The sequence below is a fragment of the Roseibium sp. Sym1 genome, assembly GCF_027359675.1.
GTDB lineage: Bacteria > Pseudomonadota > Alphaproteobacteria > Rhizobiales > Stappiaceae > Roseibium.
Map to the genome: position 1 here is coordinate 1,699,708 of NZ_CP114786.1, position 20,681 is coordinate 1,720,388.

Sequence of the window (20,681 nt, forward strand, 5' to 3'; positions counted from 1 at the left end):
GATACCGCCCGCCGAAAAAGAAAAGGCCTGCAGGATTTGCAGGCCTTTTGTCGTTGGCGGGCAACCGTCGTTCCGGTCCGGTCAGGCCCGGTTCTGGCGGTTGTCGATCAGATCGTCGACCACGGTCGGGTCGGCCAGTGTCGAGGTGTCACCGAGATTGTCGAAGCTGTCCTCGGCGATCTTGCGCAGGATGCGGCGCATGATCTTGCCGGAACGGGTCTTCGGCAGGCCCGGGGAGAACTGGATGAGGTCGGGCGAGGCAATCGGGCCGATCTCGGCGCGCACATGCTTGACCAGTTCCTTCTTCAGTTCGTCTGTCGGTTCCTCGCCTTCCATCAGCGTGACATAGGCATAGATGCCCTGGCCCTTGATGTCGTGCGGATAGCCGACAACGGCCGCTTCGGAGACTTTCGGATGGGCGACCAGCGCGCTCTCGACCTCGGCGGTTCCCATGCGGTGGCCGGAGACGTTGATGACATCGTCGACGCGGCCGGTGATCCAGTAGTAGCCGTCCTCGTCGCGGCGGCAACCGTCGCCTGTGAAGTAGAGGCCCTTGTAGGTCGCGAAATAGGTCTGCACGAAGCGGTCATGATCACCATAGACCGTGCGCATCTGGCCGGGCCAGCTGTCCTTGATGACCAGGTTGCCTTCGGTCGCACCTTCCAGAAACTTTCCTTCCGCGTCGACCACCGCCGGCTGAACGCCGAAGAAGGGCCGCGTGGCGGAGCCGGGCTTGAGGTCGGTCGCGCCCGGAAGAGGCGTGATCAGGATCCCGCCGGTTTCCGTCTGCCACCAGGTGTCGACGATCGGGCAGCGGCCGTCGCCGACCACGTTGTAGTACCAGGTCCAGGCTTCCGGGTTGATCGGCTCGCCGACGGAACCGAGCAGGCGCAGGGACTTGCGCGAGGTCTTGGTGACATGTTCGTCGCCGGCGCCCATCAGCGCGCGGATCGCCGTAGGCGCGGTGTAGAAGATGTTGACGTTGTGCTTGTCGCAGACTTCCCAGAACCGGCCGGGGCCCGGATAGGTCGGCACACCCTCGAACATCAGCGTGGTCGCGCCGTTCGCAAGCGGACCGTAGACGATGTAGCTGTGCCCGGTCACCCAGCCGACATCCGCCGTACACCAGTAAACGTCGCCTTCATGGTAGTCGAAGACATATTCATGGGTCATGGAGGCGTAGACCAGGTAACCGCCGGTCGTGTGCAGCACGCCCTTCGGCTGGCCGGTCGAACCGGAGGTGTAGAGAATGAACAGCGGATCTTCCGCGTTCATTTCGACCGGTGCGCAATGGTCGGAGACGCGATCGGCCTCGTCGTGATACCAGACGTCCCGGCCGTTCTGCATGGTGATGTCGCCACCGGTGCGCTTGACCACGATGACGCTGCGGACCGGGGCCTTTTCGGCCGCCTTGTCGACATTGGCCTTGAGCGGCACCTTGCGGCCGCCGCGCAGGCCTTCATCGGCGGTGATCACGCATTCGGATTTGCAGCCTTCGATGCGCTGGGCCAGGCTGTCGGGAGAAAATCCGCCGAAGACGATGGAATGCACCGCGCCGATGCGGGCACAGGCCAGCATCGCGTAGGCGGCTTCCGGGATCATCGGCAGGTAGATGGTGACGCGGTCGCCCTTCTTGACGCCCTGGGCGTGCAGCACGTTGGCGAACTTGTTCACTTGCGTGTGCAGTTCCTTGTAGGTGATGACCTTGTGCTCGCTCGGATCGTCGCCTTCCCAGATGATTGCCGGCTGGTCGCCCCGCGTTGCCAGGTGGCGGTCGACGCAGTTGGCTGAGACGTTCAGCGTGCCGTCCTCGAACCATTTGATCGAGACGTTGTGATAGTCGTAGGAGGTGTTCTTCACCTTGGTGTAGGGCTTGATCCAGTCGAGCCGCTTGCCGTGCTCGCCCCAGAACCCGTCCGGGTCGTCCACGGAGCGCTGGTACATTTCCAGATATTTGGCATTGTCGACATGCGCCCGCGCGGCAACCTCCGCGGGAACGGGAAAGACGGACTCAGTCATGTGAAACCTCCCAGAAACCACAATTGGGCCGGCGGCGGGCTTTCTCCCCCTCACCGCGGCCTTGTTTTCCGGGGCCATTATGCGTATGGCCCCCTGACCCGTCCAGAACCTGGACTTGGTACTTTAGTCGGCCAGTCTTTGGTCTATGACAAGGCCTAAGACCTTCAAATGCGGACGGTTTTACTCCTGAGCCCTTACGTTTGCGTCAGCTTAGCCAACCGATCAGGATTCCCTGAACCAGCAGCACGCCGAGCCAGTGACCGCCATCGATCAGGGTCAGTCGCCATGGCATGCCCTGGAACCGGTGATTGACAATCTGTGTCGTCATGACGATGCCGACCCAGATCATAAGCGCGGAGATGATCCCTGTGCGGATGTTGGTCTCGCCAGTGTGGTAGATGATGCCGGCGAAGACAAAGGCCATGATCACCTGGCAGAAAAAGGCGGTGCCAAAGACCACCGGATTGGGCTTTGTCTGTTCCTCGGTCAGATCGGCTGCCTGCATCCAGGCCTTGCCGAGAACCCCGTACCAGAGCGCACCGAAAATGAAGGACGTTATGGCGGCAGCGGCCACCGCAATCAGATTGACGCCATCGAACATCATGGACCACCCTCCGCAATTTTAAGGAGCAGCGTGGGCGGTATTGATCCAAAGATCAAGTACCGGATTTCAGCCAGACCGACAGTTTTCCGCAGTCTTCGAAGCCGAGCTGCCGGTAGACGGGCAGCAGCGCGTCGTCGGTCTCGTAGGTACAGACCGGCTTGTGGCCGTAAGGCTCCAGAAGTTCCTGCAAAGCGCTGTAGCGCCAGTTTCTGCGGCAGAACATGTTGGTAAGGCCGACCACTTCCTTGCCGTCCAGCTTCGGACCGGTGTTGAATACGGCGCCAGCCTTGAGCTGGCCATCCTTGCTGATCGCCGCGAAGTCGATTGACCGGTTTTTCAGGAGCCTTGACGAAAACACGCCATGCAGCTGGTCATTGCTGTTCCACGCGGCAAGCCATTTTTTCAATGCCTCGCCGTGGGCGACCTTGTGCCAGTCCGGCCGGATCGGCGGCCGTTTGTCCGTTTTGGCCTTTCTGAACAGCCAGGTGCCGGAAAAGAGCTTTTCAAATCCGATCGGCGCAAGATCCAGGCTATCGAAACTGTCCTTGACCGCAGCACCCTCGGGCAGGGTTTCGAGGTTCTCGTATACATCCGCGCCCGGACTGGCGGTCAGCGTGACCATGTTCGGATAAAGCGGCAGGGACTTTTCCCGCGCAATCCAGTGGCCGTTGTGGAATTCGGTTTTCGCCCCGGCGGCCTTCAAGACCGCATTGCACCAGAACGCATTGTTGTGCGCGCAGGCGTCCTGTCTGTCAGCAATCATCGAGATCGTCTTTTGAATTCAGGCGTCCAGCCCACCCTTTTGAACGACGAACTCTACCACGGATTCGATGCCCTCGCCCGCCTTCATGTTGGCAAAGACAAACGGCCGGTTCTTGCGCATCTTCGCCGCGTCCCGGTCCATCACGCCGAGGTCGGCGCCGACATAAGGGGCCAGATCGGTCTTGTTGATGATCAGGAGGTCCGAGCGGGTGATGCCCGGTCCGCCCTTGCGCGGGATTTCCTCGCCGGCGGCAACATCGATCACGTAAAGCGTCAGATCGGCCAGTTCGGGCGAGAATGTCGCGGCCAGGTTGTCGCCGCCCGACTCGATCAGGATCAGGTCAAGGTCCGGGATCGATTTGCTGAGATCGGCGACGGCGGCAAGGTTGATCGAGGCGTCCTCGCGAATGGCGGTATGCGGGCAGCCGCCCGTCTCGACACCGCGGATGCGGTCGCTGGTCAGGGCCTGGGAGCGCATCAGCGCCTCGGCATCCTCGCTGGTGTAGATGTCGTTGGTGATGACGGCGAGCGAGTATTTCTCGCGCATGGCCTTGCACAGCCTGTCGGTGAGCGTGGTCTTGCCCGCCCCGACCGGGCCGCCGATACCGACACGCAAGGGACCGTTTTTGGAACTCATGATCGGAACAACCTCGAATACTGGGTTTCATGGGTCATGGAGGCGATATCGGCCAGGAAGGTGGAACTGCCGAGCTCGGCAAGATCCGCCGCCGCGGCCTCCCTGGCGATCTCGAAAATGACGGTTTCCAGACCGGCCAGCACACCCTGGCCCTCGCTTTGGCCGAGCGGCACGGTGCGGATAGCGGCATGGACCAGATTGGCGGCAAAGGCCTGCAGGTAGGCGGTCAGTGCAGCCTCTTCGGCAATGTCATGTGCCGCGCAGGTCAGGCCGACAGCCACCGGATACGGCCAGGGTTCGTCGTTTGCACCGGTGAGCGCGCGAAACAGGTTGGCTGCCGGGGCCGCGCCCTCCGGAAGCCAGCTTGCGCGGATTGCGGTGATGAAGGCCGTGCCCTGGGCACTTGTTTCCAGGTGCCGTTCCCTTGATGGCTGCAGTGCCAGGCCGAGATCGCGCAGTTCCGTCACTTTTTCCGAGTTGCCGTCCCGGGTCGCGCGCAGGGTCTCCTTCAGCAGGATGCCGTCGGTACGGCCGGCGCCGTAGCGCAGGACGTCCTCCAGCCAGGATCTGAGGACGGCGGCGTCGGCGACCGAGCCCTCCTCGACCACCTGCTCCAGTCCGTGGCTGTAGGTGAAGGCGCCGACCGGAAAGCCCGGCGACAGAAAGGTCATCAGCCGGTAGAGGGCCGAAAGGGAAACCGGGTCAGTCATGGCTGTGGTGATGATGATGTCCGTGGGAATGCCCGTGACCATGTCCGTGGTCGTGTCCATGGGTCTGGCCGTGGCCGTAGGCGCCGCCTTCCGGATCGAACGGCGCGGAGATTGGCGTCAGTTTGCCGCCGAGCTTTTGCACCATGTCCTCGATGACGTGATCGCGGCGGATCCTTAACGTGTCGCCCATCAGTTGGGTCGGCAGGTGCCGGTTGCCGAGGTGCCAGGCGATCTTCACCAGATGGGCGGTATCCCGGGCGGCGATTTCGACAAGGTCTTCCGGCTCGGCCAGAACCTCGACAATGCGGCCGTCCTCCAGTTCCAGGCCGTCCCCGTGGCGCAGATGCACGGCGGCCGGTTCATCCAGCAGGAATGTCAGACCGGCATCGCCGGTCAGCACCGCGCGGCGGCGGTGGCGGTCTTCCCGGTCGAGGGTGACACGGTCGGCGGCCTCCCCCTGCCAGGTTCCGGCTTCATGAATTCTCTCGATCCGGATCATGCCGCCTCGGTCACTTTCGCCATCATGGCCTGGAAGGCGGGACGCTCGCGCAGGCGCTTGAAATAGTCATGGACCGGGCCTTCGCCGGGCAGGTCGAACTTGGCGGCGACAGCCCAACCGGCGCAATGGCCGATAATGATGTCGGCGATGGTGAAGGTTTCGCCCATGGCATAGGGGCCGTCGCCGATCCGTGCTCCGAGGATCTCGAGACCGCGCGCGAATTCGTATCGGCAGACATCCTTGACGTCCGGCGCGCGCTTGTCTTCCGGATTGATGAAGGTGTTCTTGGCCGCCGTCCACAGCGCGCCTTCCAGCACGTCGACGCCGAACTGTGAAAAGCTGTCCTGCCGCGCGCGCTCCAGCGTGCCGGCCGGAAAGGTGAACTTGCCGTGCTTGTCCGCGAGATAGGTGCAGATGGCAACGGAATCCGTGATCGGCTCGTCGCCGTCCATCAGTACCGGCACCTTGCCGCTCGGATTGACCGCCCGGACCGCGTCCGACTGCGGCAAGGCCGGGTCGAGCTCGTAAGGCTCGCCCAGTTCCTCCAGCAGCCACATCACCCGCATGGCGCGGGTGCGCGGAAAACCGATGACCTTGTACATGTGCTACTCCCTGTGTTTCCCGGCGCGGAGCTTAGAACAGGAAATAGCGCTGTGCCATCGGCAGCACGTCTGCGGGTTCACATGTCAGCAATTCACCGTTCGCGCGGACTTCGTAGGTCTCCGGATGCACCTCGATCTCCGGTGTCATGTTGTTGTGGATCATGGATTTCTTGGAAATGCCGCCCCTTGTGTTCTTGACGGGCAGCACGAGGCTGTCGAGTCCTGCCTTTTCCTTGACCCCGATGTCATAGGCGGCCTGGGACACGAAGGTGACGCGGCTGTGGGTCATCATCTTGCCGTAGGAAGCGAACATCGGCCGGTAGTGAACCGGCTGCGGTGTCGGAATGGAGCCGTTCGGATCGCCCATCGGCGCGGTCGCGATCGAGCCGAACTTGAGCACCAGGGACGGCTTGATGCCGAAGAATTGCGGGTCCCAAAGGACGAGGTCCGCCAGCTTGCCGATCTCGACGGAGCCGATGTGTTCGTCAAGCCCGTGGGCAATCGCCGGATTGATGGTGGTCTTGGCAATGTAGCGCTTGACCCGGAGGTTGTCGTTGTCGCCGGTTTCCTCCGCCAGGCGGCCCCGCTGGACCTTCATCTTGTGGGCGGTCTGCATGGTGCGGATGATGATTTCACCGACGCGGCCCATGGCCTGGCTGTCGGAGGAAATGATCGAGAAGGCGCCCATGTCGTGGAGAATGTCTTCCGCGGCGATCGTCTCCTTGCGGATGCGGCTCTCGGCGAAGGCAACGTCTTCCGGAATGTCCTTGTGCAGGTGGTGGCACACCATGAGCATGTCGAGATGCTCTTCCAGGGTGTTGACCGTGTACGGACGGGTCGGGTTGGTCGAGGACGGGATCACGTTCATCTCGCCGACCACCTTGATGATGTCAGGCGCGTGGCCACCGCCTGCCCCTTCCGTGTGGAACGCATGGATGGTGCGGTTCTTGAACGCCGCCGTGGTGTTTTCGACGAAGCCGCTTTCGTTGAGCGTGTCGGTGTGGATCATCACCTGGACGTCGTATTCGTCCGCCACGGACAGGCAATTGTCGATGGTCGCCGGCGTAGAGCCCCAGTCCTCGTGAATCTTCAGGGCTGCGGCGCCGGCCATGACCTGCTCTTCCAGGGCCGCGGGCAGCGAGGCGTTGCCCTTGCCGGCAAAGAGCATGTTCATCGGAAAGCTGTCGGCCGCCTGCAGCATGCGCGTGATGTGCCACGGACCGGGTGTGCAGGTCGTCGCGTTCGTGCCCGTGGCCGGGCCTGTTCCGCCGCCGATCATGGTGGTCACACCCGAACACAGCGCCTCGTCGACCTGTTGCGGACAGATGAAGTGGATATGGGCGTCGATCGAACCGGCCGTCAGGATCTTGCCCTCGCCGGCGATGGCCTCGGTGCCGGGACCGACGATGATGTCGACACCGGACTGCACGTCCGGATTGCCGGCCTTGCCGATGCCGACGATCCTGCCGTCCTTCAGGCCGACATCGGCCTTGACGATGCCGGAATGGTCGATGATCACGGCATTGGTGATCACCGTGTCGACGGCGCCGGCGGACCGTGGCGCCTGCGACTGGCCCATGCCGTCGCGGATGACCTTGCCGCCGCCAAATTTCACCTCGTCGCCCGGGGTGGTGTAATCCTTCTCGATCTCGATGACGAGTTCCGTGTCGGCGAGACGCATGCGGTCGCCGGTTGTCGGTCCGAACATGTCCGCATAAGCGGCGCGGGACATTTTGTAAGCCATTTTTTCTCCAATCAGCGATCAGAAATCGGTGTCATCAGTTGCCGTAATCTTCCAGCGTTGCGGTCAGGTCGTCGGTACGCTTCATCGTCAGGACGATCTTGCAGTTGCGGTAAAGCTCCTGGCCGCGGGTGCCGCCCATAAACGGAAACGCATAGGCGGTGCAGTCCTTGTCGGCATAGTCCGTCCAGACGGTCTGGGCTTTCTCGAGCGCGTCCGGACTGCCCTTGAGGTGTTCCGGCAGGGCGTCATCCAGTTCAACGACCTTGGCGTGCAGTTTCACGTAGGCCGCCGCCATTCTGGCCTCGGCATCCTTCAGGGCCTTTTCGGCGCAGAAGGTGCGCTCGGAATTGTTCAGCGGATAGCCGCAATCGATCGTGTCCTGGGCGGCTGCGGGCATGACGGGGGCTGTCGTGAGACAGGCGGCTCCCAAAAGGGTGCCGGCAAGGGTGTGTCCGCAGGTCAATTGCCGAGCCCCTCCGCGAGGGATTGCAGTTCCGTCACCCGTTGCCGGGTCAGGTCGGCCCGGCAGCCATAAACCAGCATCGGCTCCATCGTGCCGCCCCGGGCGAGAAAGCCGTAGGCCTCGCAGGCCTTGTCGCGGTAGGGGATCCAGGCGCGCTGGGCGTCACGCAATGTGTCGGCGGCCCCTTTCAGGTCATCCGGCAGGTAGCTGTCGGTCTCGCGCATCTTCGCCATGGCCTTCTTGTAGACCGTGTTCAGCTCCGCATCCGCCTTCTGCCAGTCGAGATCCGCGCAACGGGTCATTTCCGACTGCGTCATGGCGTTGTCGCAGTCGGGCGTCTCCTGCGCGGCCGCGGAAAGCGGCCATGCAATCGCGGCCAGTGCAAGCATTGCCGCCGAAACGCCGACCGCCCGGTACGGGGCCTTCGACATGATGGTGGTCCGTCCGTTCAAAGCTTGCCCATGACTTTCTGGTTGAAGCCATAGACCGTGCGGTCGCCCGCGTAGGGCACCAGCGTCACGGTGCGGGTCTGTCCGGGCTCGAAACGCACGGCGGTGCCTGCGGGAATATCCAGCCGCATGCCACGGGCCTTGTCCCTGTCGAAGGACAGGCCCTCGTTGGTTTCGAAGAAATGATAGTGACTGCCGACCTGAATAGGCCTGTCGCCGGCATTGGACACATCCAGGGTCACGGTCTCCAGACCCGCGTTCAATTCGATTTCGCCCTCTGCCGGGAACAATTCTCCAGGAATCATGTTGTGTCTCCTTGCAAGGGTCAGCGGATCGGTTCGTGCACGGTCACGAGTTTGGTACCGTCGGGAAATGTGGCTTCCACCTGAACATCGTGGATCATTTCGGAGACGCCTTCCATGACCTGGTCACGGGTGAGCACCTTGGCACCTGCGGACATCAGATCCGCTACCGTGCGGCCGTCCCGAGCCCCTTCAACGACAAAATCGGTGATCAGCGCGACAGCTTCCGGATGGTTCAGCTTGACCCCTCTTTCGAGGCGACGGCGGGCCACCATGGCGGCCATCGATATCAGCAGCTTGTCTTTTTCACGTGGCGTCAGGATCATATGAGTGGGTCCTCCAAATCAGCAATGCCAGACACGCGGCAACTCGGCCGAGCGGTATCCGGTCAGAAAAGTCATCAGGGTCTTGCGCAAATCATGACTGTTGGCAGAGACGAACCTTGCGGCAAGAACACCGTTCCAGGCGCTTGCGGCGGCCCGGGTCTCCGACGGCGGGCGGTCGTCCAGAAGGCGGCGCGCAAGCGGAAGCCGGTCTTCCGCGTCGGTTGCGCAATCGACCAGGGTGGCAAAGGCACAGCCGCCCTCGCCGGTCGCGGGGCCCTTGAAGAAGGTGTCCGGGTCTCCCTCGAGACGGATATCGTCGGCGAAAACCAGCTTGCCGTTTCTGCGAATGCGCCAGCAATCCCTGAACCGGATGTCCCGAATCGTCTCGCCCATGGCCTTGCGGCCGAGAACGGCGCTTTCCAGCATCAACAGGCGGCTGTCCGTGCCAAGGTCGGCTTCGATCGAACGCGAGAGATTGGATTTTTCGAAGAGAATCGTTTCCTGCGGCAGCCATTCCAGCGTCGCGCCGTCTGCGGCGGAAAACCGCCCTGTCACTTTTGCGGAGCCGCCGGTGCTGCGATAGGCGCGCTCGGCGGTCTGGCTGGTCACAATCGCGTGTGAATGGTCTCCGGCAGCAATGTCGAACGCAAAGGCGTCTCCGCCGGTCAATCCTCCCGACGTGTTGATCAGGACGGCGGTGACAGGCTGGCCATAGACCTTGGGCAGGCGGATTTTCATCGACCCGCTCTGGTAGAGATCGGACAGGCGGGTCCGGCCGCCGGAAATGTCGAATCGGATGCGTCCAACGCCGTTGGCGCGCTGCATCGATCCGGTGTCGAGGCCTGAACTTGATGCTATTCCAGCATCATACATTCTTTTTCCGTCCCTGGATTCCTGACCGCATGAATGGCCGGTTCAATTGCGCCCAGCTTGTTCCGAAGTCGGCCGGGGAAACAAGATGGAACATGACCTCGCGATAATTAGCAAGAGCCGGGCCATTCCAGGATGGAAGGAAAACAGAATTCCTTCGGCGCAAAAAGGGACTATTTTTTCAGGACTTACAAACGTTTCCGGCCAGAAGCTGCCTGCCTGGCCACCAGTTGCCTAAAAAACAGGCATGCAAACACCCCGGGGAGGGACTTGCCCTAACGGACGTGTTCCGGTTTTTTAGGGGCAGCAGATTCAAGGAGCTGCAACTTGGTAATGTGCGTCCCCTGTTCCACAGGATGACAAGCGAGGGATCCTCAGTGATTGCAAGCAAGACGGGCCGTCTGACATCCGTTTTCGTGACCTTGCTCGTCCTTGTCCTGTGCCTGTCCGCGGGACCGGCCAGGGCGGATATCGGTGCCTATGTGCTGATCGACGCCAACTCGGGCGCGGTCATCGAGCAGGAAAACGCCACACGCAAATGGTATCCGGCGTCGCTGACCAAGATGATGACGGCCTATGTCACCCTGAAGGCGATCCGCGAAGGCCGCGCGACCCTGAACTCCACGGTGGTGCAATCGAAGAATTCGCAGGCTGAACCGCCCAGCAAGATGGGGTTCAAGGTCGGCACGAAATTCACGGTCGATACCGCTTTGAAGATCATCCTCATCAAGTCCGCAAACGACGTGGCCGTGGCGCTCGGCGAGGCGATCGCGGGATCGGAAGCGGGCTTTCTCGCGATGATGAACGCGCAGGCCAAGCAGCTCGGCATGACCAATACCCGGTTCACCAATCCGCACGGACTGCCCGACAACAACATGGTGACGACGGCCCGCGACATGGCCATCCTGGCGATGGCGCTCCGGCGTGACTTTCCCGAGGCCCGGGAGATCTACAAGCACCCGGGTATCCGCTTCGGCAAGAAGACGCTGCGTTCGGCCAATCGCGAGTTCCTGCTGCGCGTGCCTGGCGCCAACGGCATGAAGACCGGCTATATCTGCAATTCCGGCTACAATGTCGCGGCCAGCGTGACCCGGGGCGGGCGCACGCTGATCGCGGTCATCCTGGGGGCCGGCTCCGGTCTGGAACGCACGGCCTTCGCGCGTCAGCTGTTCGACGAGGGATTCCGCAAGCGCGGCGGCCAGAATGTCACCAGCCTGCGCGGCACGTCCGGAAACCCGCCCGCCAACGGCTATTGCCGGCGCAACCGCAGCCCGGGGGCGAAAGGCTACATGGCGCGGTTCGACATGGAAAACGAGAAGAAGGGCGGTTTCCTGTTCTTCAAGGCCAACCGGAAAAACGACGACAAGGTCGACGAAGCCGGCTTCACCCTCGCCAACGGCAAGCCGGACTGGGCCAAGATCCTTGACCGGACGCTCGGGCCGCGCCGGATTGCCTACCGACCGATAACGGTGGGACTGGGCAAGCCGACGGGATCGCCGGTTGCCGGTGCCGCGGTTGCCGTGTCCGTAACGGACGTTGAGCTTGAGGACGTGCCGCTGCCGGTGGCCAATCCCGTGCGCCGGGCAGAAATTGAGATCCGCGAGAAACTCCAGAAAACCGCGGAAGCCAGCGGTGCCGCCGCGATTGTCCCGACGGAAGACGTCCGGCCGGGTGCGGCTGCAAGCACCGCGAATGCCGCTCCCGGTTCGATTTTCCGCAAAGGGATGGATTTCACCGTACCGGTTCCCGCTAAGAGCCCTCTCAAGCAGTAGTGTTCTGCGCCCCAGGCGCGGGTTGCTTTGTTGCCGGAAGGTTCATTAACCCTTTATTTACGCTGCTCGTTAACACTGTCGTAAGCATATTTCTGAAATCCGCCCCGCGGACCTGAAATATGCAGTGACGCCCGTAGCGTCATCTTGGGCATAGGACCTGCCGAAACGAGCAACGCGAGAGATCGCCTCATGATGGAACCGAGATCCACCGCCACTATCCGGGCGCTAGCAAGCCTCGCGGAACTGTCTGCCAACCAGCTTGAAGATGGAGGCTCTGTGGAAGAGGTGATCGCCACCCTGCGCAGGGCGGCGGAAGCGGTCAGGCTCGTCGTCGACAATGACGAGAGTGACGACTTGGGCGAGATCGAGGCGTTCGACGAAGACGACGCCGACCTCGAAGAGGACGAGACCGATATTGTCCAGGACCTGACCCCGATGGACCTGTCCGAGGAAGAGGCCGACAACAAGATTGTCACTCTGGACAAGAAGGACGCCGAGGCCGAGCCGGACCTGGAAGAAGAAGTCCTGAACGCGGGCTGATCAACAGCCACCTTACCCGCCAGTTCCCCATTGCGTGCGGCGCGATTGCGCTGACGCATCATTCTGCCTATGTGTCTGCAGACCCTTGCCGTCTCCCGCCAATCCTTGGACGGCAACATCTGGAGGAACACCATGGCCGCGCCGACACCGGCTTCCGGGGGATCCGTGCCCAAGGGGCCGAAGCCTCCCATACCGCTTTCCGTCCTGACGGGTTTTCTCGGATCCGGCAAGACCACCCTGCTGAACCGGATCCTGAAGGACCCGGCCATGGCCGACACGGCGGTGATCATCAACGAGTTCGGCGAGATCGGGCTTGATCACCTGTTTGTCGACCAGGCCGGCGACGGTATTGTCGAGTTGGCGTCGGGCTGCCTGTGCTGCACCATTCGCGGCGATCTCGTGACCACTCTGGAAAACCTGCTGCGACGGCTCGACAGTGGCCGCACCGAAAAGCTCAGCCGGGTGATCATCGAGACCACGGGCCTTGCCGATCCCGCGCCGATCCTGCACACGGTCATGCTGCATCCCTACCTGGTGATGCGGTACCGGCTGGACAGCGTGATCACGCTGGTGGACGCCGTCAACGGCTTGTCGACACTGGAAAACCATGAGGAAGCCCGCAAGCAGGCCGCCGTGGCCGACAGGATCGTCTTCACCAAGACGGATCTTCTGGAAGGTGACGCGGCCCGGCGGTCCTTCGACCTGTTAAAGGAACGGCTTCAACAGCTCAATCCCGGAGCCAGGCGTCTGGATACGCAGTCCTCAGAGGCGACACCCGACACCCTCTTCAACGCCGGGCTATACGATCCGAAAAGCAAGATCCCGGACGTGGCTGCGTGGCTGAACGCGGAGGCCTATGAAAACCGGCACGACCATCACCACGGACACGGGCATCATCACGATCATGGTCGAGATCACGGGCACGACGTGAACCGGCACAGCGACAGCATCCGGGCGTTCACGCTGTCGACCGACCGGCCGGTCTCCGCATCGGCTCTGGAAATGTTCCTGGATCTGCTGCGCTCGGCGCACGGGCCGAAACTGCTCAGGGTCAAGGGGATCGTGCAGCTGGCCGAGGACCCGGAGCGTCCCGTCGTGATCCACGGTGTCCAGCATGTCTTCCATCCACCGGCAACCCTGGAAGCCTGGCCGGACCAGGACCGGCACACGCGCATGGTGTTCATCACGAAGGACCTACCGGAAGGATTTGTGCGCAAAATGTTCGAGGCCTTTTCGGGCGCCCTCCTGCCCGACACGCCGGACCACCAGGCGCTCACCGACAATCCGCTGGCGGTGTCGGGGTTCACCAGTCCGGCGCGGTGATTTTCCAGCCGTCCCACAAACAAAAGCGTCATCCTGAGGAAGCGCGCTAGCGCTGTCTCGAAGGATCTGCCGCGTGTACATGTGTACTTGTGGCGGATCCTTCGAGACGGGCCTGAAGGCCCTCCTCAGGATGACGCTGTGTGTTGGGCTAGTTCCCCAAAAAGGAGATATCCTCAGGCATCCTTGCGCAGGCGGATCAGGCCTTCCTGGGCGGTGGAGGCGATCGGGACACCGTCTTTCGTGAACGGCGAGCCGCGGTTCATGCCGCGCGAGCCGGAGCTCGAGGTGCTGTCCGTGGCATGGAGCAGCCCATAGAGCAGCCAGTCGCCGGCCCGAATTCGCGGATTGCGACGGCTGCAAGCCCGCGATACGCTTGCTGTCTCCGCTTTCGAATAAAAGGCATTGTCGGCCAATATGCGTTTCAGGCTAGCGAGAGCATTGGGGTATCTGATCGGCGGGTATTGGACCGCCTTGGGTGGACGGAAGCGGATCGAAGCGAAGCAGCTCCGAAACCTGCGGCGTCTCGTGAAAAAAGCACGGCGCGACTCGCCATTGTTCCAGCGACTCTACGCGGATGTCCCCCCCTCGGACGTGGTCGAACTGCGCGACTTGCCGGTGACCCGAAAACCCGATCTCATGCGGGAATTCGACGACTGGCTGACCATCCGTTCCCTTACCCTCGACAGGGCGCGGGAGCATCTCCGTGATATCCGGAAGGTTGGCGTTCCCATCGACGATGTTGCCATCTTCCAGACTTCCGGAACATCAGGGGAGCCGGCGGTCATCGTGTTGCCTTCATCGTTCGTGGAATTTGCCTACGGCATCATGCTGGCGCGTTTCGAACGGTACCACTGGAAGCTCACACGGGATGTCCGCAAGCTCGGCGCGAGGGTGACGGTCACCGGGGGCAATGGCCACTTCGCCGGAAACGGGCTCAACAAACTGGTGCAACGGCTGAATCCGGGTCTGGCGAGAAGGTTCGGCGTGACCTTCATCGCGGCCGAACAGCCGATCGATCAGGTCGTTGGCAGACTCAATGCGATCGGAAACGTTGCGTGGATTGTGACGTATCCAAGCATGCTGACCATCCTTGCCAAGGAAAAGGAGGCGGGGCGGTTGCTTGTCGAGCCTGTGCTTTTCAGTACCGGTGGTGAAACACTCACGGATGATCTTCGTCATCGGGTTCATAAGGCCTTTCCTTCGCTGAAATACCGCATTTCCGATTTCTATGGATGCACAGAATGCCTGGCGCTTTCGTTCGAGTGCAGCCACGGGCGGAAACATGTGAACGAAGACTGGGTCAGTCTCGAAGCGGTGGACGAGGCGATGCAACCGGTTCCCGACGGCACGTTGTCGGCGACGGTGCTGCTGACGGTACTCGCCAACGAGGTTCAGCCCTTCATCCGATACGATCTCGGCGACTGTGTTCGCTTCCACGAGGATCCCTGCCCCTGCGGGTCGCCGTTTCGCAGCTTTCTGGTGGAGGGACGCCGTGCGACGCTGGTTCACGTGGGCGAGGTGACGCTCTCACCGCTTGTCTTCGACCTGGAGCACGAGCATGCCCGGCGTGTCCAGCTGGTCCAGACCGGTGACAGGGAATTCGAAGTGCGGATAGAACCGGCCGGCGAGAGGGCGCACGGGGATGTCTTCAGCGACGTCATCACCTCGGTGAAACGCGTTTTTCGCGATAACGGCCTTGAGAATGTCACGGTAAGTGAAAGTTCCGCCCCGCCCGAATTTACCGCAAGCGGCAAGTTCCACGAAGTGGTGCCCTTGCGCGGCATCGACGCGCAAAAGGCGTCATGAGCCGGCTTCCGAAAGGCAAAATGGGCTCGGGGCCGGCCCTGCATGCATAAGCGGCGAAGATTGGCTGCCCTTGCTCAGCCGTCCTTGCGCAGCCGGATCAGGCCTTCCTGGGCGGTGGAGGCGATCAGGACACCGTCTTTTGTGAACAGCGAGCCGCGGTTCATGCCGCGCGAGCCGGAGCTCGAGGTGCTGTCCGTGGCATAGAGCAGCCAGTCGTCGGCCCGGAAGGAGCGGTGAAACCACATGGCGTGGTCGAGGCTGGCAGCCTGGATCTTCGGGTTGAACACCGAGGTGCCATGGGGAAACAGGGACGTGTCCAGAAGGGTCATGTCAGAGGCGTAGGCCAGCACGCATTGATGAATGCGCTCGTCGTCCGGCAAGGGGCCGGTGGCCCGGACCCAGACATATTGCTGGGGCGGCAGCGGTTTCTTGCTGAAATAGTGGGTCATGTCGACCGGCCGCATCTCGATGGGGCGTTCGCGCTCCCAGTAGAGCCGGATGTTCTCCGGCGCCATGGAGAGAAACTTGTCCTTGAGCTCCTGCTCGCTCGGCAGGTCGTCGGGGGCCGGAACATCGGGCATGTCCAGCTGGTGCTCAAGTCCCTCCTCGACGACCTGGAAGGAGGCGGCCATGGAAAAAATCGCTTCGCCGTGCTGGATGGCGACCACGCGCCTGGTGGTGAAGCTGCCACCGTCGCGAATCCGGTCGACCTCGTAGATGATCGGCACCGACGGATCGCCGGGCCTGAGGAAGTAGCCATGCAGCGAATGCACATGCCTGTCCTCGACAACGGTTCGGGACGCCGCCACCAGCGCCTGGCCGATCACCTGGCCGCCGAACACGCGCTGCCAGCCGACCTGGGGGCTGCGACCACGGAACAGGTTGCGTTCCAGCGGTTCCAGGTCGAGAATCCGGAGTAGGTTGTCAATGGCCGTGTTCATCGGCGCGATCCCTGCTAGATAGTGACCCGGCAGCCCTGCCGGCGTTTTCGGTCTGATGAACGCACTCTTGGACGGCAGCTGACGTTAAAGTCAAGATGCCTTTGGGGAACCTGAAGGCGAGGAGCGGAAGACAATGGCAAAGAAGAAACGTGCCACCGACATGTTCGATGTTGTGATTGCAGGAGGCGGATATGTGGGTCTTTCGCTGGCGGTCGCGTTGAAACAGGGCGATGCCGGTCTCTCCTGCGCGGTCGTCGATCCGAAGCCGATGGCGGACCTGCACAAGGATCCGCGTGCATCGGCGATTGCCGCTGCCGCGTCGCGCATGCTCACGCAGCTCGGCGTCTGGCCGAAGATTGCGGACAAGGCCCAGCCGATCAACGAAATGATCGTGACGGACAGCAAGCTGCGGGACGCGGTCCGGCCGGTGTTCCTGACCTTTGGCGGCGAGGCGAGCGAAGGGGAAGCCTTTGCGCACATGATGCCGAACGGTGTGATGATGCCGGCGCTCTACAAGGCGGCCAAGGCGCTGGGCGTCGAGTTTTTCGCGCCCGGGACGGCCGAGACCTTCCGCAGCCATGCCGATCATGTCGACCTGCAGCTGGAAGATGGCAGCGTCCTGAAAAGCAGGCTTCTTGTGGCCGCTGACGGGGTCCGCTCCAGGCTGCGCGAGCTTGCCGGCATCCGGACGGTCAACTGGGACTACGGCCAGTCCGGCATCGTGACGACGGTGAAACACGAGCGGCCGCATGAGGGCCGGGCCGAGGAGCATTTCCTGCCGGCCGGTCCCTTCGCGATCCTGCCCCTGCCGGGCAACAGGTCTTCTCTGGTCTGGACCGAAAAGACATCGGACGCCGAGCGGCTGGTGCGCTCCGACGAGTTCACGTTCGAGCTCGAGCTGGAGCGCCGTTTCGGCCATCACCTGGGTGCGCTGGAGCTTGACGGCCCACGGCGGGCCTATCCGCTCGGCCTGAAACTTGCGCGCGATTTCGTCAAACCCCGCTTCGCGCTCATTGGCGATGCGGCCCATGGCATTCATCCGATCGCCGGTCAGGGGCTCAACCTGGGTTTCAAGGATGTCGCCGCACTTGCCGAGGTGCTGGTGGAGGCGCGCCGTCTGGGGCAGGACCTGGGAGGCTTCGACGTGCTGGAACGCTATCAGCGCTGGCGGCGCTTCGACACGTTCCAGATGGGCGTCGTCACCGACGTGCTCAACCGGCTGTTTTCCAACGACAACGACATCCTGCGGGCCATGCGGGATTTCGGTCTTGGCGTTGTCGACCGCATGCCTTCGCTGAAATCCCGCTTCATCAAGGAAGCGGCGGGCTTTGCCGGCCCGGTGCCGAAATTGCTTTCCGGGGAACCAATCTGATAGGAATTCGGGGCCCCGTCCCTTTCCGCCGGATTCCGTTTGAATGAATGATTATCCCGAGAGCTTTTCAAAGCCGCGCTCGATCCTGATCACAGGCTGCTCTTCCGGTATCGGTGCTTCGGCGGCCCATATCCTGCGCGGCCGTGACTGGCGGGTGTTTCCGGCGGCACGGCGGCAGGAGGATGTCGACCGGCTGACGGATCTGGGTTTCGAGGCGATCCGACTGGATTACGAGGACGGCGCCAGCATTTCGGCGGCGGCTGACAAGGTTCTGCAGCGGACAGACGGCAAGCTTGAGGCGGTGTTCAACAATGGCGCCTATGCGGTGCCGGGCGCGCTCGAGGACATTCCGGCCAAAGCGATGCGGGCCCTGTTCGAAGCCAATTTCATCGGCTGGCACGAGCTGACCGCACGGCTGATTCCCGCGATGCGCACAAATGGACGGGGCCGGATCGTGCAATGTTCGTCCGTGCTCGGTTTCGTGGCGCTCAAATATCGGGGCGCCTACACGGCATCGAAATTTGCGCTCGAGGCCTACTCGGACACGTTGCGCCAGGAGCTGAAGGGGTCGGGCATTCACGTCAGCCTGATCGAACCCGGCCCGATCGACACGCGGTTTACCGAAAACGCGCTGGCCAATTTCGACCGCTGGATCGGCGCAGAGGGCCTGCAATCCTCCGTACATCGTGAGACGTATGAAAAACGCCGGGTGCGCATGGAAGCGGGAGAACCGGGGCCGTTCAAGCTGCCGCCGGAAGCGGTCGTGAAGAAGCTGGTGCATGCGCTCGAGGCAAAGCGGCCGAAAGCGCGCTATCATGTCACGGTACCGACGACGTTCATGGCCGTGGCAAAACGGGTGTTGCCGACCAGCCTTCTCGACCGGCTCTGTGTCTGGGCGGCCGACAACGAAGAATAGGACTTCAGGCCGGTGATGCGGTGCCTCCGCTGCCGGCCTCACGAGGAAACCAAGATGGCAGACTTCATCAACGTGCTTATCCCGATCGGAATGGCGGCTGTGGCCATTGTGCTTCTGCTCGGGATCTGGAACATGTTCCGCAACGGGCCCGCCAACCGGTCCCAGATGCTGATGCGCTGGCGCGTGGGACTACAGTTCCTGGTTATTGTGCTTGTGATGGGCGGGCTCTATTTTTTCGGCTCCGGTCACTGAATACCGGATTTGAACGCAACAGGGGGCGGGCACAATGGTCGTGCTGAACAAGATCTACACCAAGACCGGAGACGACGGCACCACGGCGCTCGGGTCCGGTGAACGCCGTCGGAAGAACGATCTCAGGATCGAAGCCTATGGAACCGTCGACGAGACCAACGCGGTGGTTGGCCTGGTCCGGCTGCAAACCGCGGAAGCCGCGCCGGAGATCGACGTGACGCTCGGCCGGATCCAGAACGACCTGTTCGATCTCGGCGCGGACCTGGCCACGCCCGAGACGGATCAGGATCTGGGGTACGAGCCGTTGCGGATCACCGACGCCCAGGTGGATGCGATCGAGGAAGCCATCGACAGCCTCAACGCGGATCTCAGCCCGTTGCGATCATTCGTGTTGCCGGGCGGCAGTCCGGCGTCGGCGCATTTGCATCTCGCCCGAACGGTTTCGCGCCGCGCGGAGCGTCTGATGGTGGATCTCGGTGCCCGGGAACAGGTCAATCCCGCCGCCGTGCGCTACATGAACCGTTTGTCCGACTATTTTTTCGTCGCGTCACGCTTTCTGAACGCCAAGGGGACGGACGACGTTCTGTGGGTGCCCGGGCAGAACCGCTGACACTCGCTTCCCTCGCGAAGCGCCCGATCGCATGAGGCCGCCCACCGGATGTTCATTCCCCTTCATGACCACAATCGCCTTGTCCACGTTCCCCTGCCCTACGTGAACCTGGCCATTATCGCAGTCACCGTGCTGATTTTCCTCGTGTTCCAGGACGCCGGAGAGCAGCAGGCCGTCGCCGCGTCGTCCTATTCTTTCGGGTTGATCCCGGTGGTGTTCTTCGACCTGCGCGACCTGGCGCCACAGTTGCAGGTGCTGCCGGAGTGGACATCGGTCGTGACCTACGCCTTCCTGCATGGCGGGTTCATGCATCTCATCGGCAACATGCTGTTCCTGTGGGTGTTCGGAGACAATGTCGAGGACGCCATGGGCCATCTGCGCTATCTGGCCTTCTATCTGGTCTGCGCGGCTGCAGGCGGTCTCGCCTATGCGGTCATGGACGTCAATTCCGAGGTTCCGCTGATCGGTGCCAGCGGTGCGGTGTCCGGCGTGGTCGCGGCCTATCTGATGCTGCATCCGAGGGTTAAGGTCTGGGTGCTGGTGCTGGGGCGCATTCCGGTGCGCCTGACGGCGGTCTGGCTGCTTGGAGCCTGGATCCTTTACCAGGTCTTCAATGCGATCACCGCGGCGGACAGCCAGGTCGCCTGGATCGCGCATATCGGCGGCCTGGCCGCCGGCGCCGTTCTGGTCCTGGTGCTGAGGCGCCCGGGCGTGCCGTTGTTTGACCGAAACCTGGCCTGAACCGCGTTCTTGTCGTCAACCGGAACCGCTACGCCGCCTTCCAGACCGCGTTGGCTTGCCGGCAGGCGACGCCCTTGCGGCGCATGGATTTCCCCGACGCCAGCCTGATCACTTCGTTATAAGAACGACAATAGGTTCCCCTGGTGGTTTTCCAGGTCCTGGTCGGCGTGACCGAACCGCTTGCGCCGCTTTTCGCATTGCGCCAGTTCAGCGTTTTTCCGGAAACCGAATTCTCGAGGGCTTTTTGAAGATTTCTGGTGGCCAGGGTCTGGTCCGAGCGCTGCAATTCAGGCTCTGCGGACAGGGATTCAGGCTCGGGGCCCACCTGTCCGGATGTTGCCGAACAGGACGATACCGTCCCCGCGAACACAATTAGGACCGCTACCCTTTTGGGGAGCCCACCAAATATTCCCGCCAATAC

25 protein-coding genes are annotated in these 20,681 nt (G+C 62.3%); 9 read left to right on the forward strand and 16 right to left on the reverse strand.

What is annotated here, in order from left to right; translation table 11 throughout:
- Positions 1–81: 81 nt before the first annotated feature.
- From acs to O6760_RS07785, 13 genes are all read right to left on the reverse strand, one after another.
- A complete protein-coding gene (gene acs, locus O6760_RS07725; protein ID WP_269584904.1) occupies positions 82–2,019 on the reverse strand; it encodes an acetate--CoA ligase in 1,938 nt (645 codons plus the stop codon).
- A gap of 205 nt (positions 2,020–2,224) precedes the next feature.
- Positions 2,225–2,623, reverse strand: a complete 399-nt coding sequence (locus tag O6760_RS07730) for a DUF1761 domain-containing protein (RefSeq protein WP_269584905.1) — start codon at positions 2,621–2,623, stop codon at positions 2,225–2,227.
- A gap of 52 nt (positions 2,624–2,675) precedes the next feature.
- Positions 2,676–3,386, reverse strand: coding sequence for a hypothetical protein (locus O6760_RS07735; protein ID WP_269584906.1), 711 nt, complete (start codon positions 3,384–3,386; stop codon positions 2,676–2,678).
- A gap of 18 nt (positions 3,387–3,404) precedes the next feature.
- Positions 3,405–4,022 (reverse strand): urease accessory protein UreG, encoded by a 618-nt coding sequence (gene ureG / locus O6760_RS07740; RefSeq protein WP_269584907.1) that lies wholly within the window; start codon positions 4,020–4,022, stop codon positions 3,405–3,407.
- A complete protein-coding gene (locus O6760_RS07745; protein WP_269584908.1) occupies positions 4,019–4,792 on the reverse strand; it encodes an urease accessory protein UreF in 774 nt (257 codons plus the stop codon). The genes ureG and O6760_RS07745 overlap by 4 nt, the downstream gene beginning before the upstream one ends.
- The gene (locus tag O6760_RS07750; protein WP_269584909.1) at positions 4,725–5,231 is read right to left on the reverse strand and encodes an urease accessory protein UreE; all 507 of its coding nucleotides are present in this window, start codon (positions 5,229–5,231) and stop codon (positions 4,725–4,727) included. The genes O6760_RS07745 and O6760_RS07750 overlap by 68 nt, the downstream gene beginning before the upstream one ends.
- Complete coding sequence (locus tag O6760_RS07755; protein ID WP_269584910.1) at positions 5,228–5,833, reverse strand: glutathione S-transferase family protein; 606 nt, start codon at positions 5,831–5,833, stop codon at positions 5,228–5,230. Before O6760_RS07755 ends, O6760_RS07750 begins: the two co-directional genes overlap by 4 nt.
- A gap of 31 nt (positions 5,834–5,864) precedes the next feature.
- Positions 5,865–7,577, reverse strand: a complete 1,713-nt coding sequence (gene ureC / locus O6760_RS07760) for an urease subunit alpha (protein ID WP_269584911.1) — start codon at positions 7,575–7,577, stop codon at positions 5,865–5,867.
- A 34-nt stretch (positions 7,578–7,611) separates the two neighbouring features.
- Positions 7,612–8,040 (reverse strand): lysozyme inhibitor LprI family protein, encoded by a 429-nt coding sequence (locus O6760_RS07765; protein ID WP_269584912.1) that lies wholly within the window; start codon positions 8,038–8,040, stop codon positions 7,612–7,614.
- Positions 8,037–8,471 (reverse strand): lysozyme inhibitor LprI family protein, encoded by a 435-nt coding sequence (locus O6760_RS07770; RefSeq protein WP_269584913.1) that lies wholly within the window; start codon positions 8,469–8,471, stop codon positions 8,037–8,039. Before O6760_RS07770 ends, O6760_RS07765 begins: the two co-directional genes overlap by 4 nt.
- A gap of 17 nt (positions 8,472–8,488) precedes the next feature.
- Positions 8,489–8,794, reverse strand: coding sequence for an urease subunit beta (locus tag O6760_RS07775; protein WP_269584914.1), 306 nt, complete (start codon positions 8,792–8,794; stop codon positions 8,489–8,491).
- A 20-nt stretch (positions 8,795–8,814) separates the two neighbouring features.
- Entirely contained in the window at positions 8,815–9,117 is a 303-nt protein-coding gene (locus tag O6760_RS07780; protein ID WP_148583369.1) for an urease subunit gamma, read from the reverse strand.
- An 18-nt stretch (positions 9,118–9,135) separates the two neighbouring features.
- Complete coding sequence (locus O6760_RS07785) at positions 9,136–9,990, reverse strand: urease accessory protein UreD (protein ID WP_269584915.1); 855 nt, start codon at positions 9,988–9,990, stop codon at positions 9,136–9,138.
- 374 nt (positions 9,991–10,364) lie between these two features.
- Here O6760_RS07785 and O6760_RS07790 point away from each other — a divergent pair, with 374 nt between their 5' ends.
- The 3 genes from O6760_RS07790 (at position 10,365) to O6760_RS07800 (ending at position 13,622) form a co-directional block, all read left to right on the forward strand.
- The gene (locus O6760_RS07790) at positions 10,365–11,759 is read left to right on the forward strand and encodes a D-alanyl-D-alanine carboxypeptidase family protein (protein ID WP_269584916.1); all 1,395 of its coding nucleotides are present in this window, start codon (positions 10,365–10,367) and stop codon (positions 11,757–11,759) included.
- Positions 11,760–11,948: 189 nt separating this feature from the next.
- Entirely contained in the window at positions 11,949–12,299 is a 351-nt protein-coding gene (locus O6760_RS07795) for a hypothetical protein (RefSeq protein ID WP_269584917.1), read from the forward strand.
- Between the two features lie 132 nt (positions 12,300–12,431).
- The gene (locus tag O6760_RS07800; RefSeq protein WP_269584918.1) at positions 12,432–13,622 is read left to right on the forward strand and encodes a CobW family GTP-binding protein; all 1,191 of its coding nucleotides are present in this window, start codon (positions 12,432–12,434) and stop codon (positions 13,620–13,622) included.
- A gap of 173 nt (positions 13,623–13,795) precedes the next feature.
- Here O6760_RS07800 and O6760_RS33445 read toward each other — a convergent pair whose 3' ends face one another.
- Positions 13,796–14,035: a hypothetical protein gene (locus O6760_RS33445; protein ID WP_442969864.1), complete on the reverse strand. Its 240-nt coding sequence runs from the start codon at positions 14,033–14,035 to the stop codon at positions 13,796–13,798.
- Positions 14,036–14,174: 139 nt separating this feature from the next.
- On the opposite strand from O6760_RS33445, the gene O6760_RS07810 reads away from it, so the two are divergent.
- Positions 14,175–15,428 (forward strand): hypothetical protein, encoded by a 1,254-nt coding sequence (locus O6760_RS07810; RefSeq protein WP_269584919.1) that lies wholly within the window; start codon positions 14,175–14,177, stop codon positions 15,426–15,428.
- Between the two features lie 74 nt (positions 15,429–15,502).
- On the opposite strand, the gene tesB is transcribed toward O6760_RS07810, so the two are convergent.
- Positions 15,503–16,369, reverse strand: coding sequence for an acyl-CoA thioesterase II (gene tesB, locus O6760_RS07815; RefSeq protein WP_269584920.1), 867 nt, complete (start codon positions 16,367–16,369; stop codon positions 15,503–15,505).
- A 133-nt stretch (positions 16,370–16,502) separates the two neighbouring features.
- Here tesB and O6760_RS07820 point away from each other — a divergent pair, with 133 nt between their 5' ends.
- Genes O6760_RS07820 through O6760_RS07840 form a run of 5 tightly spaced genes read left to right on the forward strand, consistent with a single transcriptional unit; the run spans position 16,503 to position 20,260 of the window.
- A complete protein-coding gene (locus O6760_RS07820; protein ID WP_269584921.1) occupies positions 16,503–17,741 on the forward strand; it encodes a ubiquinone biosynthesis hydroxylase in 1,239 nt (412 codons plus the stop codon).
- Positions 17,742–17,784: 43 nt separating this feature from the next.
- Complete coding sequence (locus O6760_RS07825) at positions 17,785–18,657, forward strand: SDR family oxidoreductase (protein WP_269584922.1); 873 nt, start codon at positions 17,785–17,787, stop codon at positions 18,655–18,657.
- A gap of 54 nt (positions 18,658–18,711) precedes the next feature.
- Positions 18,712–18,909, forward strand: a complete 198-nt coding sequence (locus tag O6760_RS07830; protein ID WP_269584923.1) for a twin transmembrane helix small protein — start codon at positions 18,712–18,714, stop codon at positions 18,907–18,909.
- A gap of 34 nt (positions 18,910–18,943) precedes the next feature.
- Entirely contained in the window at positions 18,944–19,519 is a 576-nt protein-coding gene (locus O6760_RS07835) for a cob(I)yrinic acid a,c-diamide adenosyltransferase (protein ID WP_269584924.1), read from the forward strand.
- Positions 19,520–19,567: 48 nt separating this feature from the next.
- Complete coding sequence (locus O6760_RS07840; protein ID WP_269584925.1) at positions 19,568–20,260, forward strand: rhomboid family intramembrane serine protease; 693 nt, start codon at positions 19,568–19,570, stop codon at positions 20,258–20,260.
- Between the two features lie 28 nt (positions 20,261–20,288).
- On the opposite strand, the gene O6760_RS07845 is transcribed toward O6760_RS07840, so the two are convergent.
- Positions 20,289–20,546: an RT0821/Lpp0805 family surface protein gene (locus O6760_RS07845; RefSeq protein WP_269584926.1), complete on the reverse strand. Its 258-nt coding sequence runs from the start codon at positions 20,544–20,546 to the stop codon at positions 20,289–20,291.
- Positions 20,547–20,681: the final 135 nt, after the last annotated feature.